Raw genomic sequence first — 13,877 nt, 5'->3', positions numbered from 1 at the left:
TCAGAACCCCTGCGCGTCCAGGAGGGCGTCTTCTTCTTCCTCGGCCGTCACCTTAGTGCGCTTCCGCGCTGGTGCCGGCCGACGGCGGGCGGCGGGGACGGCGGAATGGACGGCCCCGTCGGCGGGCGCCTCCTCATCCTCGGCGTCGATCGCGGCGTTGCGCGCCTGCTGCCGCGCCGCATAGCCGAAGCCGACGAACATGAGCACACCGAACGCGAACCACTGCAGGGAGTAGGACAGGTGCGTCCCCTCATCCGTGGACGGTTTTGGGAACGCAACGGGCATATCGGCAACAGCCGGCGTTTCCGAGGCCAGCTGGCCGTACGCCCCGGTGAACACCGGATAACCCAGTTGCGCCGCATAGGTTTGCAGGTCGATGGACGCCAACTGTCCCGTGGGTGCCCCCCGCTGCAGTTCCGGCTCGCCGTGCTTCAAGCGCACGACGGCGGTCACCTCACCGGCCGGGGGCGCCGGCACCGAATCCGGACTGCCGGGATTCTTGTTTCCGATGGGCAGCCAACCCCGGTCGATCACCACGGTTTCGCCGCTGTCCAGCCGGAACGGGACAACAACCTCATAACCCGGTTGGCCGTTGAGGGGCCGGTTCCTCACCACGCGCTGACCGGCGGCGTCGTAGGTCCCCTTGAGCTCAACCTGGGTCCATTCCTTGGCCGGGTCCAGCTGCGCGAACTGGCCCTTCGCCTGGGAGAAAGGGATGGGCGTTGCCGAGTAGTTGTTGACCACCCGGTTGATTTCGGCAAGGGTCTCGGCGCGGCGGTCCATTTGCCAGCGGCCCAGGAAGACGCACGCCGTGGCAAAGATGGCGGCCAGCAGGAGATAGCCCAGCCACTTGCTGGAGAAGAGGAAACGATACATTCAGATATCCCGCTCCAGGGGGCCCGCGTCCGTCTGCAAGGGAAGGGTTTCCTTCCACAGTCCCCGCGTCTGGAGGTAGTCCTCCAGCCATTCGCGGTGCTCGGCGCAGGCCAGCCAGGTCTTCCGCCGCTCGGGAGCGTGGATCTTGGGGTTGTTCCAGAGGAGTTGCCAGGACGCTTCGGACCTGCAGGCCTTCCGTGAGCAGAGCGCCGCCGCCTCCGATGCCATGTCCGATCCTGCTGCGAAATCGAAAAGGCTCATGGCGCCTGCCGCTCCTCTCCCTGTTCCTCGTCGTCTGTTACCAGCTCGCCCTGAAGCACGGCGTTCCCTGCTTCTTCGTCTTCGGCCGGGGGAGCCGGGCTTTCGAGCTCGGCCAGTGGCGCGGAATCGATCAGCAGGTCACTGTGCCCTTCTGCTTTGTCATTGCCGTTGGCTATGACCACCGCCACCCAGGGCAGGAACACCGCGCCGGCCACCGCAATGATCTTGAACCAGCCGTCCACCACGAAAATCATGACCAGGCAAACCATGCGGATGCCCATTGCCAGGGCGTACTTGATCATCCGCTGGCGCATATCCTCCGAGTGCGCTCCAGCTGCTTCGGTAATGCTGTGTACCTCGGTATCGCCGGAGAACCGGCCCGGTTCTCCGGGCGCGGAATGTCCCGCATGGTTTTCAAGGGTCACGGTGAATAATCACGCTCCAAAGGCTTCCCTCAATTCTCGCACCATCGGCAGTGCTGCCCAAACCCGTACCGGGCCTGCCGCTAAGATCGGAGGCAGCCCAAACCACTCACTGCAACCGCGGCCCAGCCTGCCGCAGAAAACCGGAGCCCTCTATGACTGAAGCAGTTTCCGCAGCCCGCAGCGTCCTGATCACCGGCGGAAACCGCGGTATCGGCCTGGCCATCGCACAGGCATTCCTGGCCAACGGCGACAAAGTGGCCGTGACCTACCGCAGTGAATCGCAGCTGCCGGAGGGAATCCTCGGCGTCAAGGCCGACGTGACCGACGAGGCTTCCGTGGACGCAGCCTTCAAGGAAGTGGAAGCCGCCCACGGCCCCGTGGAAGTCCTGGTGGCCAACGCCGGCATCACCAAGGACACCCTGCTGCTGCGCATGAGCGAGGACGACTTCACCTCTGTCATCGATACCAACCTCACCGGCGCGTTCCGCGTCATCAAGCGCGCGTCCAAAGGGATGATCCGGCTCCGCAAGGGCCGCGTGGTCCTGATCTCCTCGGTGTCCGGCCTGTATGGCGCTCCCGGCCAGATCAACTACTCCGCGTCCAAAGCCGGACTGGTGGGCATCGCCCGGTCCCTCACGCGCGAACTTGGTTCACGCGGCATCACCGCCAACGTGGTGGCCCCCGGTTTCATCAACACCGACATGACCGCCGAACTCCCCGAGGCAACCCAGAAGGACTACCTGGCCAGCATCCCGGCCGGCCGCTTCGCCGAAGCGTCCGAGGTTGCCAACGTGGTCCGCTGGATCGCCAGCGACGAAGCCGCCTACATCTCCGGGGCCGTCATCCCGGTGGACGGCGGCCTGGGCATGGGGCACTGACCGGTCCTGCCTGGCCCTGCAGTGCACTAGGCCGGTGGCGCTTATTTGTCGAGGTCGGACAAAGGCATTGGGAACAGCCGCTGGCATGATGGACTGCAGGCCACAACGATTTGGATGTTTCGAACAAAGGAAGCTCGTATGGGACTGCTGGACAACAAGACGGCCATCGTCACCGGATCATCGCGGGGCATCGGCGCCGACGTAGCCAAGATCCTCGCCTCGGAAGGGGCCGCCGTCGTCGTCAATTACCGCCAGAAGGCGCCCCGCGCCAACAAAGTGGTACAGGGAATCGAGGCTGACGGCGGCCGGGCGGTAGCCATCGGTGCCGACCTCACCACGCAGGAAGGCGTGCAGGCGCTGGCCAGCGCGGCCATGGAAAACTTCGGGTCCCTGGACATCCTGGTCCTGAATGCCTCCGGCGGCATGGAAACGGGGATGGGGGAGGACTACGCGCTCAAACTGAACCGCGACGCGCAGGTCAACATGCTCAACGCCGCCGTGCCCCTCATGCGGGAAGGCTCCCGCGTGGTGTTCGTCACCAGCCACCAGGCCCACTTCATCAACACCGTTCCCACCATGGAAGCCTACGAGCCCGTTGCCCGCAGCAAGCGCGCCGGTGAGGACGCCCTCCGGGAGCTGATCCCCAACCTCGCGGAGAAGGGCATCTCCCTGGTGGTGGTCTCCGGGGACATGATCGAAGGGACCGTCACCGCCACGCTCCTGGACCGCTCCACGCCAGGTGCCATCGAGGCACGCCGCGCCGAAGCCGGGAAGCTGTACTCCGTGGAGGAATTCGCCCAGGTTGTGGCCAGTATGGCAACGGCCGACGTCGAGTCCGGCCACACCGAGTATGCCGGCGGCGCAGACTACTTCGGCAAGGGCGTCCAGTAACCGCCCGCTGTTCCACCCCTTAAACCCCTGATGGGCTCCGCCAAGCGGAGCCCATCAGGGGTTTAACAGGGACTCAGACCCCAGCGACGTAGCGGACGGCGTCCAGGTACGGCATGTTCACTGCGGCATCCGCTACCGCCCTGACGGCCGGCTTGGCGTTGAACGCCACCCCGATGCCGGCGGCGCCGAGCATGTCCAGGTCGTTGGCGCCGTCACCTACGGCAACGGTGTGCTCGAGGGCGATGCCCTCCGCCGCGGCCCACTCGCGCAGGTACTTCTCCTTCGCAGCCCGGTCCACCACCGCACCGAGCACCTTGCCGGTGAGCGCACCGTCCACGATTTCCAGTTCGTTGGCCTGCCAGTAGTCCAGGCCAAGGTCCGCTGCGATCGGCGCGAGGATCTGGTTGAAGCCACCGGAGACCACAGCCACCACCTGGCCTGCGGCCTTGAATGCGGCAACCAGTTCGGCGGCACCTTCGCTGAGTTTCACCTCGTGGCGGACGGAATTGACGACGTCGGCCGGCAGCCCTGCGAGGACCGCCACCCGGGCGTGGAGGGACTGCGCGAAATCCAGTTCCCCGCGCATGGCGGCCTCGGTCACGGCGGCCACTTCCTCCCGCTTGCCGGCGTACGCCGCCAGGAGCTCGATAACCTCCTGCTGGATCAAGGTGGAATCGACGTCCATGATCAGCAGCTTCCGTTCGGCGGCACGCAGCCCGGCCGGCACCAGGGCGGTGTCAAAACCCTCGATCGCGGCCTCCGCCACCGCCCGCCGCAGGCCCGCGAGCCCGGCCGCCGTGGCGTCCGGAAGCGCGAGCTCGGCCACGGACACCTGGTAGCGCTCGTCACCCAGTCCTGTCTCCGACAGCACCACGGCGCCCTGTGAAGCAAGGACGGAACGCAGCTGCTCCAGCCCGTTGGGGGTCAAATTTTGGCCATAGCTGACCGCAGTCACGTTCGAAGTCATGCCTGCAATCTTATCGAGCGCCAAGGGGGTCCCCTGAATTCATTGCGTGCCCTCCTGCCGGGGCTCCCTGGGACCTTCACACCGGTTATCAGTCATCATCTTTTTTGTCCTAGTGTCTATTCCTATGAGTGATGTTCTGGAATTGGACTCCGTCAGCGTTGTCCGAGGTAAAAAGACCCTGCTGGACAAGGTCGACTGGCAGGTCAACGAGGGCGAACGGTGGGTCATCCTTGGCCCCAACGGCGCCGGCAAAACCACCCTCCTCCAGATTGCGGCAGCCCGGCTCCACCCCAGCAGCGGCACCGCAGGCATCCTTGACGAAGTCCTTGGCCGGGTGGACGTCTTCGAGCTCCGGCCACGCATCGGCCTGTCCTCGGCAGCCCTGGCCACCCAGATCCCCGAGCATGAGAACGTCCTCAACGTGGTGGTCACCGCGGCGTACGGCGTCACCGGCCGCTGGCGGGAAGGGTACGAACGCGACGACGAACGGCGCGCCTTCCGGCTGTTGAACGACTGGGGCATGGGACCGCTGCTCAACCGGACCTTCGCCACCCTGTCCGAGGGGGAGCGGAAGCGCGTCCAGATCGCCCGCGCCCTGATGACCGATCCCGAGCTGCTGCTGCTGGATGAGCCGGGTGCCGGCCTGGACCTTGGCGGGCGTGAAGAACTGGTCCACAAGCTTGGCGAGCTTGCCCGCGACGAGGCAGCTCCGGCCATGGTCCTGGTCACCCACCACCTCGAAGAAGTGCCTCCCGGCTTCACTCACGCCATGCTGCTCAGGGACGGCGGCGTGGTGGCCGCCGGGCCCATCACCGAGGTCCTCACCGAAGAACACCTGAGCACCACTTTCGGCCTTCGCCTGGACGTGTCCGAAAACGCAGGCCGTTACACAGCAACAGCCCGCCGCTAAGCCACGCCTGCCGAACGGTTGTGGAATTCTTCAGCAGCACCATTGTGTTCATCGCCGGCCTGTGGGCCGGCACCATCAACGCAGTAGTTGGCTCCGGGACACTGGTCACCTTCCCCGTACTCATCGCCCTGGGGGTGGCCCCGGTCGTAGCCTCCATGAGCAACGCCATGGGACTCGTGGCCGGTACTGCGGCCGGTGCGTTCGGCTACCGCCGGGAGCTCGCAGGACGGGGCCGCCAGGTCCTCCGCCTCCTGCCGGCGTCGGTCCTTGGCGGCATCACCGGGGCCTGGCTGCTGCTGCACCTGCCCGAACAGGTCTTCCACTACGTCGCACCCGTGCTCCTGGTACTGGCGCTGCTGATGGTGGTCTTCCAGCCCAGGCTCCAGGACTGGGTCCGCAACCGCGAGACCAATCCGGAGCACGCCGTACGGGACAAACGCCACGGAATCCTCCTGGTGGTGCTCGTATACCTGGCCGGCGTGTACGGCGGCTACTTCGTCGCGGCACAAGGAATCCTGCTGGTAGGCATCCTCGGGGTGTTCCTCACCGGGACCATCCAGAACGCCAACGCCATGAAGAACATCCTGGTCCTCGGCGTGAACATGGTGGCCGCCATCTCCTACCTGGTCTTCGCCTTTGACCGGATCAACTGGCTGGTGGTGCTGCTGATCGCCGTCAGTTCAACCATCGGCGGACTGATGGGATCGAAGGTGGGCCGGAAGCTCTCGCCGCGCGTCCTCCGGGCGGTCATCTTCAGCCTGGGCATCGTGGCACTGGGCGTCATGATCGCCAACCTGCTGAAATAATCACCCGGTGACCTTCCACTACCTCGAATCCGCCGATGACCCGCGCGTGAGCGACTACACCACGCTGACCGACGTCCACCTGCGCAAGCTCCGCGAGCCTGCCGAGGGGATGTATATCGCCGAATCGTCGCGGGTCCTCCGCCGCGCCCTGGCGGCAGGCCATGCGCCGCGCTCATTCTTCCTGGCCGAGAAGTGGATGGCGGACCTTGACGACGTCTTCCAGGCCTACCCTGACGTTCCCGCGTATATTGGCTCGGCCGCCCTGCTGGAGGAAATCACCGGCTTCCACCTGCACCGGGGGGCGATGGCGGCGATGCAGCGCCCGGCCCCGGTGGCCCTTCCGGAGCTCCTCGCCGGGGCACGCCGCGTGGCCGTGCTGGAGGACATTGTGGACCACACCAATGTGGGTGCGATTTTCCGCTCAGCCGCAGCCTTGGATATTGACGCCGTGCTCGTCTCGCCGCGGTGCGGCGATCCGCTCTACCGCCGGAGCGTGCGGGTCAGCATGGGCACCGTATTCCAGGTGCCCTGGGCGCGCCTGCACGACTGGCCCGGGGACCTGCAAGTACTTAAGGACCACGGATTCACGGTCGCCGCGCTGGAGCTGACGCCGGACGCCGAGGACGTCGACGCCGTGGCAGCCCGCAATCCGGACAAGCTCGCCCTGGTGCTCGGCACCGAAGGCGCAGGCATGAGCGCCGGCACCCTGGCCGCCGTCGACCTCGCCGTCAAAATCCCGATGCGCAACGGCGTGGATTCCCTCAATGTGGCCGCGGCGTCCGCCGTGGCGTTCTGGGAGTTGCGCGCACGCGGGTGACCTGCGTCTTCGCGGGGGCGCCGGTTCGTCAGCCCCCTCCGCTTGGTCTATGATGGATAGCTGGTTGTCCTGCTTTTTCAGCTTCGGCTGATCCGACAGATTCCAGCCATCCCATTCATACCTGGCAACTGGCAAAATCCAGTTGCGCGAACAAAGGTCCCATTATGAAGTCTGATACCCACCCGAAGTACGAAGCTGTTGTCTTCAACGACTTGGCCTCCGGCACCAAGTTCCTGACCCGCTCCACCGTGTCTTCCTCCAAGACCATCGAGTGGGAAGACGGCAACACCTACCCGGTCATCGACGTCGAAATCTCTTCCGAGTCCCACCCGTTCTACACGGGCAAGCAGCGCATCATGGACTCTGCAGGCCGCGTCGAGCGCTTCAACGCTCGCTTCAAGGGCTTCGGCGGCAAGAAGTAATTCCTTCGCCCAAGCTTTTTGCAGGACGCCCGCACCGGAAACGGTGCGGGCGTTTTGCGTTAACCGCGCGCCCGTTTTCTGGGGCAGGATGGGAAGCATGAGCCAGCCCCTTACTGCCACTGATCCTGCCGGTGCCCGGCGACTGCACGGCGAATACAAGGTCCCCGGCGGCAAGCTCGTTGTGGTTGACCTTGCCGTCGAGGACGGCGCCCTGGCGGAGGTCTCCGTCAGCGGCGACTTCTTCCTCGAACCCGACGAAGCCCTGGAGGATATCAACCGGGCACTGACCGGACTGCCCGAGGCGACGACGGCCGCGGACCTCGCCGCTGCCGTCACGGCGGCTCTGCCGGCCGGGGCCGTGCTGTTCGGCTTTTCCGCGGACGCCGTGGCCGTGACCGTCCGCCGCGCGCTTGCCAAGGCAACCTCCTGGACGGATCACCAATGGAACGTCATCGCGCCCACGGTGCTCCCGACGGAAATCAACGTTGCCCTGGACGAGGTTCTCGCCGAGGCCGTCGGCACCGGGGAGCGGACTCCCACCCTCCGGTTCTGGGACTGGCAGGAACCCTCCGTGGTGATCGGCAGCTTCCAGTCCGTCCAGAACGAGGTGGATCCCGGCGGCGTGGCCAAGCACGGCATCAACGTGGTCCGGCGGATCAGCGGCGGCGGCGCGATGTTCATGGAGGCCGGCAACTGCATCACGTACTCGCTCTACCTGCCACAGACGCTGGTGGACGGGCTGAGCTTCGCCGACTCCTACCCGTTCCTGGACGCCTGGGTCATGGCGGCGCTGGAGAAGCTCGGTATCAACGCGTTCTACGTCCCCCTCAACGACATCGCCACGGATCAGGGAAAGATCGGCGGCGCCGCGCAGAAACGCCTGGCCAACGGGGGAATGCTGCACCACGTGACCATGAGCTATGACATCGACGCCGACAAGATGGTCGAGGTCCTCCGGATCGGCAAGGAAAAACTCTCTGACAAGGGCACACGCAGCGCAAAGAAACGCGTCGATCCGCTGCGCCGGCAGACGGGCCTTGCCCGGATGGCGATCATCGAATCGATGATCGAAGTGTTCAGTGAGCGCTACGGGGCCGCCCCGTCACAGCTGGCCGGGCACGAGCTGGCAGCCGCCGAGGAACGCGTGGCCGCTAAATTCGGCACCGAGGAGTGGCTCTACCGGGTCCCGTAGCCTGACGGCGGTTACCCGCCGACCGATGAAGGAACGCCCGCTGCCTGCGCCGTGAGCGCCCGCAGCAGGTGGCTTCGCTGTTCGATGATGATCCGGCGCAGGGCGCGCGGTGCATCCTCGTTGGCCGCCAGCCAGTCATCCGTCCGCCGCACCACTGCATGCTTTTCCGGAGCCGTGCCCCCGGCCAGGTCCTGCGATGACGGGTAGAGCCCGCGCACGATCCGGCTGGCGATTTCGATGCTCCGCTCAGCCCAAACGGTCCGCAGGCAATCGAAGTACGGGCCGATGTACGGATCCAGCAACTGTGCCGGTGCCGTGCTGAACCCATTGATGGTGGCTGTCAGCAGCTGGTTGGATAGCTCGTTTTCCTTCACGGCGGCGTCCCAGGCCGCCGCTTTCACGCCGGCTTCGGGGCGGGATGCCATGGCGGTGGCGTGGCCGGTACGGCCGGAGGCTGTGGTGTCCCGGGCAAGTTCGGCGTCGAGCTCGGCAGCGGTGGCCTGTCCATTGGCCGCCAGCGCGTGCCACAGCTGCCACCGCAGTTCAGCGTCGACTGTCAGGCCCGGCACGGGAACTGAGCCGTCCAGCAGGCCGCGGAGCCGCGGGAGCATGGCGGGATCGTGCCGGCTGAAGCCCGCCAAGGTCCGCGCCCAGGCCAGTTGCTGGTCCGAACCCGGCGTGGCCCGGTCCAGTTCGGCTGCCGCGGTGGCGAGGAAGGACGCACGGACCGCGTCCCTGGCTGCCGGTGGGACGTAGTGTTCGACGGCGGTGGCCGCGTTGTCGAGGATGTTCAACAGCACGCCGATTCCGGTCTCGGCGCGCGCGAACGCGGCTACGGCGTCAACATAGAGGGCGGCAGGGCTTTGCGCGTCGCGGGCAGAGTTCCACAAGGCCGTCCAGCAGAGGGCGCGGGCCATGGGATCGGCGATCCGGTCCAGGGAGGCGCGGACGGTGGCCAGGGAGTCCGGGTCCAGCCGTACCTTGGCGTACGTCAGGTCGTCATCGTTGACCAGGATGAGGGCAGGCCGTGGCTGGCCGGCAAGCTGGGGGAGTTCCGTCCTGGCGCCGGCCACGTCGGTTTCGATGCTCCCGGTCCGGACCAGGGCGCCGTTGCCGTCGAAATCGTAGGAGCCGATGCGAAGCCGGTGCGGGCGCAGCTCTTCGCGTCCGGTGACCGGGTCCACTGCCTCCTGGACGATTTCCACACCTGCCAGCCAGCCGTCGTCGGACCCCCCGGCGCCCACCTGCAGGGACAGGGTGGAGATCCCGGAGGTCTGCAGCCACTGGCGGGCCCAACCGGTCAAATCCCGGCCGGAAGCGGCCTGCAGGGACTCGAGGAGATCGGCCAGCGTGGTGTTTCCGTAGGCATGGTTGCGGAAATACTCCCGCGATCCGGCGACGAAGGCGTCAAAGCCGACGTAGGCCACCAACTGCTTCAGGACCGAGGCGCCCTTGGCGTAGGTGATGCCGTCGAAGTTCTGCTTGGCGGCTTCGAGGTCGGGGATGTCCGCCACGATCGGGTGCGTGGTGGGGAGCTGGTCCTGCACATAGGCCCAAGCCTTGCGCTTGTTGGCGAAGTTGACCCAGGCGGTGTCCCAGCCAGTGGCCTGGTCCACGCCCAGGGTGCCCATGTAGTCGGCGAACGACTCCTTGAGCCAGAGATCGTCCCACCACTGCATGGTCACGAGGTCGCCGAACCACATGTGCGCCATCTCGTGCATCAGGGTGTTGGCCCGGGCCTGGTACTGCGCATCCGTGGCGCGGGACGTGAAGACGTAGCTTTCCGTGAAGGTGACCAGGCCGGGATTTTCCATGGCGCCCAGGTTGTACTCGGGCACGAATGCCTGGTCGTACTTCCCCCACGGATAAGGGAAGTCGAAGAGGCGGTTGAAGAAGTCCAGGCCTGCCTTGGTCAGCCCGAACAGCGCCTCCGGGTCAAAGGACGCCGCCATGGACGCCCGGCAGTAGAGTGCCAGCGGCACGTCCAGCCGGGTGCCGTCGTCGAGCGTTGCCTTCCAGCGGTCCTCTGCCTTGAAGTAGGGGCCGGCAAGGACGGTGGTGATGTACGTGGACATGGGCAGCGTGGTGGAAAAGTCCCACCGCGCTGTGGCCGGATCGCTGGTCAGCAGGGTGCGGTTCACCTCGGCGCCGTTGGATGCCACCTGCCAGTGGGCCGGCGCCGTCACATGGAACGTGTAGGTGGCTTTGAGGTCCGGCTGCTCGAAGTTGGCGAAGACCCGGCGAGCGTCGGCCGGCTCGTACTGGGTGTAGAGGTAGCACTGGCCGTCGGCCGGGTCCACGAACCGGTGCATGCCTTCGCCCGAGCGGCTGTACAGCGCCGTGCCGGTAACGGTCACCTGGTTCTCGGCCCGCAGGTTGTCCAGCCGGATCCGGGCGCCATCCACTATGTCCGCCACCGGCAGGCCCTTGCCGTTGAGGAACACGCTGTGCACTTCGCTGCCAATGAAATCCAGGAACGTGCTGGCGCCGGGCTCTGAAGCCGTGAAGTTGATGACGCTGCGGCTTGTATACCCTGCGACGGCCGGATCCGCCGCTTGCCGCACATCCAGCGAGACGTCGTAACTGGTGGTGCTGATCAGGACTGAACGTTCAGCGGCTTCGCGGCGCTGCAGATTCTCATGTGACACCCGGATATCTAATCATGGTGCCGTTTGATTGACTCAGCCCGCGATAACGAAGGCGGCCGCGAGGCCCAGCACCGCAATCAGGAGCCAGGAGGCGAGGGCTGCCAGGAGCGCCTGCGCACCCGTATGCAGCAGGGTGCGGATCCGCACCGCGGAGCCCAGCCCGAACAAGGCCGCGCCCAGGAGGATGTCCTGGACGGCGGCACCGGCCTCGAGCCAGCCGGCGGCCAGCCAGCCCGTTGACCGCAGCGCCACCATGGCAACGAACCCGAGGACAAACAACGGCACCAGCGGCGGCCTTGTCGACGTCGAACCGTCCGTGGCCGCCGGGGGCCGGGCGCCGCGGCGGTGGTGTGCGCCCGCCAGCGCGGCAACGGGGGCCAGCAGCAGGACCCGGGTGAGCTTGACGACGACGGCGATCGCCAGCGCCGCGGTGCCGGCGGTTTGCGCCGTGGCCACCACCTGGCCAACGTCGTGCACCGAGGCACCCGTCCAGGCGCCGAAGACGGCTGCCGAAAGCCCCAACGGATGGGAAAGCAGGGGAAGGACACCGATGGCCAGGGTTCCGCAGAGGGTCACCAGGGCGACCGGCAGGACGGTATCCGCGTGCCGGATGCGGCGGACGGCGGCCATGGCGCCGATCGCCGAGGCGCCGCAGATGGAGAACCCCGTGGCCACCAGGAGCGATGTCACCGGCGGCAGGCGGAAAAGTCGGGAGATCGCGTAAGTCCCGCCGAAGCTGGCAGCCACGACGCCCACGATGAGGACCAGCGCCGGCCAGCCCAGGCTGAGGACGTCCATGACGCTGACTTTCAGGCCCAGGAGCACGATCCCGCCGCGCATCAGGTGCTTGCCGGCGAAGTCCAGGCCCGGCCGGGCGCGGCCCGCCGTCCAGGCTCCCGTTCCCGGCAGGTTGGCGGCCAGGACGCCGAGGACCACAGCCACGGTCATGGCCGGCAGCGCCGGGACCAGTCCGTGCACTAGGAACGCGGCCGCAACGGCGGCCGCGGCGGTCAGGAAGCCTGCGATGAGCCGAACCAGCGGGCGCCAGGAGCCGCCGTGGCCCGGCGCTGGGAGGCTTCTGCTGACTGGCACTCACCTACTGTGCCCGAAGAGGCCCGTAAAGTACGAACCGGGCCATCGGCGCCAACACGCCAGAATGGATGGCAGTAATGAATTCGAAACAAAAAGATGGTTGGCTATTGGACATGTCAGACCTATTCCAGGATTACTCCGAGGCCGCGGGCCGCACCGGGGCCTACGACGAGATGTTCGCCCCCGGCCAGCAGGCCAGGGACTCGTACGGGCAGGTGGCGGACGCCCTCCGGAAGCTCTCGCTGGCGGACGTGAGTGCGCGCGCGGACTCGATGGCCCGAACCTTCCTGGACCGCGGTGTCACGTTCGACTACGCGGGCGAGGAACGGCCCTTTCCGCTGGACATCGTTCCCCGTGTCATCCCGGCAGCGGAGTGGAGCGTCCTGGAACGCGGCGTCGCCCAGCGCGTCCGCGCCCTTGAGGCGTTCCTGAACGACGTCTACGACAAGATGACGGTCGTCTCCGACGGCGTCATCCCGCGCCAGCTCGTGACCACCAGTGCACACTTCCACCGCCAGGTCCACGGCTTTGAACCCGCCGGCGGGGTCCGGGTCCACATTTCCGGCATCGACGTCGTCCGCGACGCCGCCGGCACCTTCCGCGTCCTGGAAGACAACGTCCGGGTTCCCTCCGGTGTGAGCTATGTCCTGGAGAACCGCCGCGCTATGGCCAAGGGCCTGCCCGAAGCCTTCGGCCAGCAGCTCATCAGGCCCGTCGAAGAGTATCCCCGCCGGCTGCTCTCGGCCCTGCGCAAGACCGCACCGGCCGGAGTCGACGATCCCACCGTCGTCGTACTCACCCCCGGGGTGTTCAACAGCGCCTACTTTGAACACACGCTCCTGGCCGGGCTCATGGGCGTGGAACTGGTGGAAGGCCGTGACCTCATCTGCCGCGGCAACCGCGTCTACATGCGCACCACCGCGGGCGAACAGCGCGTGGATGTCATCTACAAGCGGATCGACGACGACTTCCTGGACCCGCTGCAGTTCCGCTCCGATTCCATGCTCGGCTGCCCCGGCCTGGTCAACGCCGCCCGCGCCGGCGGCGTCACCATCGCCAACGCCGTGGGCAATGGCGTGGCGGACGACAAACTGGTTTACAGTTACGTCCCTGACCTGATCCGCTACTACCTCAGCGAGGAACCCATCATCGCGAACGTGGATACCTTCCGCCTCGAGGAGAAGGAGGCCAGGGAGTACACCCTGGACAACCTCGCCGAACTGGTGGTCAAACCGGTGGACGGGTCCGGCGGCAAGGGCCTGGTCATCGGCCCGGACGCCTCCAAGGATGAACTGGACGCCCTCCGCCAGCGGGTCATCGCAGATCCGCGCGGCTGGATCGCCCAACCCGTGCTGCAACTTTCGACCGTCCCCACACTCGGCGGGGACAAGTTCGGCCCGCGGCACGTGGACCTGAGGCCCTTTGCCGTGAACGACGGCGAGAATGTCTGGGTGCTCCCCGGCGGGCTCACCCGGGTGGCGCTTAAGGAAGGATCCCTGATCGTCAATTCAAGCCAGGGCGGCGGATCCAAGGACACCTGGGTCCTGGCGGATTCACCGCAAATGCCGGTGGAAACTGTTCCCCGCCAGTCCGTCACCGTCCGTGAACGGGTCTCCGTGTGGCCGGTGGAAAGCAACTGGCGCGACCGCCAGTCGGAGCAGCAGCAGTGAGCCGGGCCGCCGTCGGGCATTT

14 protein-coding genes are annotated in these 13,877 nt (G+C 66.6%); 8 read left to right on the top strand and 6 right to left on the bottom strand.

The window, feature by feature from the left end; genetic code table 11:
• Genes ACFVVC_RS09970 through ACFVVC_RS09960 form a run of 3 tightly spaced genes read right to left on the bottom strand, consistent with a single transcriptional unit; the run spans nucleotide 1 to nucleotide 1,562 of the window.
• Nucleotides 1–876: an SURF1 family protein gene (locus ACFVVC_RS09970; RefSeq protein ID WP_387452093.1), complete on the bottom strand. Its 876-nt coding sequence runs from the start codon at nucleotides 874–876 to the stop codon at nucleotides 1–3.
• A complete protein-coding gene (locus ACFVVC_RS09965; protein ID WP_387452090.1) occupies nucleotides 877–1,137 on the bottom strand; it encodes a hypothetical protein in 261 nt (86 codons plus the stop codon). It lies immediately after the preceding gene.
• Nucleotides 1,134–1,562: a DUF3099 domain-containing protein gene (locus ACFVVC_RS09960; RefSeq protein WP_387452087.1), complete on the bottom strand. Its 429-nt coding sequence runs from the start codon at nucleotides 1,560–1,562 to the stop codon at nucleotides 1,134–1,136. Before ACFVVC_RS09960 ends, ACFVVC_RS09965 begins: the two co-directional genes overlap by 4 nt.
• A 152-nt stretch (nucleotides 1,563–1,714) precedes the next feature.
• On the opposite strand from ACFVVC_RS09960, the gene ACFVVC_RS09955 reads away from it, so the two are divergent.
• Complete coding sequence (locus ACFVVC_RS09955; RefSeq protein ID WP_109044611.1) at nucleotides 1,715–2,440, top strand: beta-ketoacyl-ACP reductase; 726 nt, start codon at nucleotides 1,715–1,717, stop codon at nucleotides 2,438–2,440.
• 138 nt (nucleotides 2,441–2,578) lie between these two features.
• A complete protein-coding gene (locus ACFVVC_RS09950) occupies nucleotides 2,579–3,331 on the top strand; it encodes an SDR family oxidoreductase (protein ID WP_387452083.1) in 753 nt (250 codons plus the stop codon).
• A 73-nt stretch (nucleotides 3,332–3,404) separates the two neighbouring features.
• On the opposite strand, the gene serB is transcribed toward ACFVVC_RS09950, so the two are convergent.
• Complete coding sequence (gene serB / locus ACFVVC_RS09945; protein WP_387452080.1) at nucleotides 3,405–4,298, bottom strand: phosphoserine phosphatase SerB; 894 nt, start codon at nucleotides 4,296–4,298, stop codon at nucleotides 3,405–3,407.
• Between the two features lie 124 nt (nucleotides 4,299–4,422).
• Here serB and ACFVVC_RS09940 point away from each other — a divergent pair, with 124 nt between their 5' ends.
• The 5 genes from ACFVVC_RS09940 (at nucleotide 4,423) to ACFVVC_RS09920 (ending at nucleotide 8,445) form a co-directional block, all read left to right on the top strand.
• Nucleotides 4,423–5,208, top strand: coding sequence for an ABC transporter ATP-binding protein (locus ACFVVC_RS09940; protein ID WP_387452077.1), 786 nt, complete (start codon nucleotides 4,423–4,425; stop codon nucleotides 5,206–5,208).
• A gap of 20 nt (nucleotides 5,209–5,228) precedes the next feature.
• Complete coding sequence (locus tag ACFVVC_RS09935) at nucleotides 5,229–6,014, top strand: sulfite exporter TauE/SafE family protein (protein WP_387452074.1); 786 nt, start codon at nucleotides 5,229–5,231, stop codon at nucleotides 6,012–6,014.
• A gap of 7 nt (nucleotides 6,015–6,021) precedes the next feature.
• Nucleotides 6,022–6,831: a TrmH family RNA methyltransferase gene (locus ACFVVC_RS09930; RefSeq protein WP_387452071.1), complete on the top strand. Its 810-nt coding sequence runs from the start codon at nucleotides 6,022–6,024 to the stop codon at nucleotides 6,829–6,831.
• 164 nt (nucleotides 6,832–6,995) lie between these two features.
• Nucleotides 6,996–7,253: a type B 50S ribosomal protein L31 gene (locus ACFVVC_RS09925; protein WP_018761303.1), complete on the top strand. Its 258-nt coding sequence runs from the start codon at nucleotides 6,996–6,998 to the stop codon at nucleotides 7,251–7,253.
• A gap of 97 nt (nucleotides 7,254–7,350) precedes the next feature.
• Nucleotides 7,351–8,445, top strand: coding sequence for a biotin/lipoate A/B protein ligase family protein (locus tag ACFVVC_RS09920; protein ID WP_387452068.1), 1,095 nt, complete (start codon nucleotides 7,351–7,353; stop codon nucleotides 8,443–8,445).
• Nucleotides 8,446–8,456: 11 nt separating this feature from the next.
• On the opposite strand, the gene pepN is transcribed toward ACFVVC_RS09920, so the two are convergent.
• Complete coding sequence (pepN, locus tag ACFVVC_RS09915) at nucleotides 8,457–11,093, bottom strand: aminopeptidase N (RefSeq protein WP_387452065.1); 2,637 nt, start codon at nucleotides 11,091–11,093, stop codon at nucleotides 8,457–8,459.
• A 33-nt stretch (nucleotides 11,094–11,126) separates the two neighbouring features.
• On the bottom strand, nucleotides 11,127–12,185 hold the full coding sequence (locus tag ACFVVC_RS09910; RefSeq protein WP_387452062.1) for a YeiH family protein: 1,059 nt from the start codon (nucleotides 12,183–12,185) through the stop codon (nucleotides 11,127–11,129).
• 113 nt (nucleotides 12,186–12,298) lie between these two features.
• Between ACFVVC_RS09910 and ACFVVC_RS09905 the strand changes: the two genes are divergently transcribed.
• Nucleotides 12,299–13,855: a circularly permuted type 2 ATP-grasp protein gene (locus ACFVVC_RS09905; RefSeq protein WP_387452060.1), complete on the top strand. Its 1,557-nt coding sequence runs from the start codon at nucleotides 12,299–12,301 to the stop codon at nucleotides 13,853–13,855.
• Nucleotides 13,856–13,877 lie beyond the last annotated feature (22 nt).

It is taken from the genome of Pseudarthrobacter sp. NPDC058196 (assembly GCF_042882685.1).
Lineage (GTDB): Bacteria > Actinomycetota > Actinomycetes > Actinomycetales > Micrococcaceae > Arthrobacter.
Note: the sequence above shows the minus strand (reverse complement) of the source record. Positions and strands in the feature narration are given on the sequence as shown.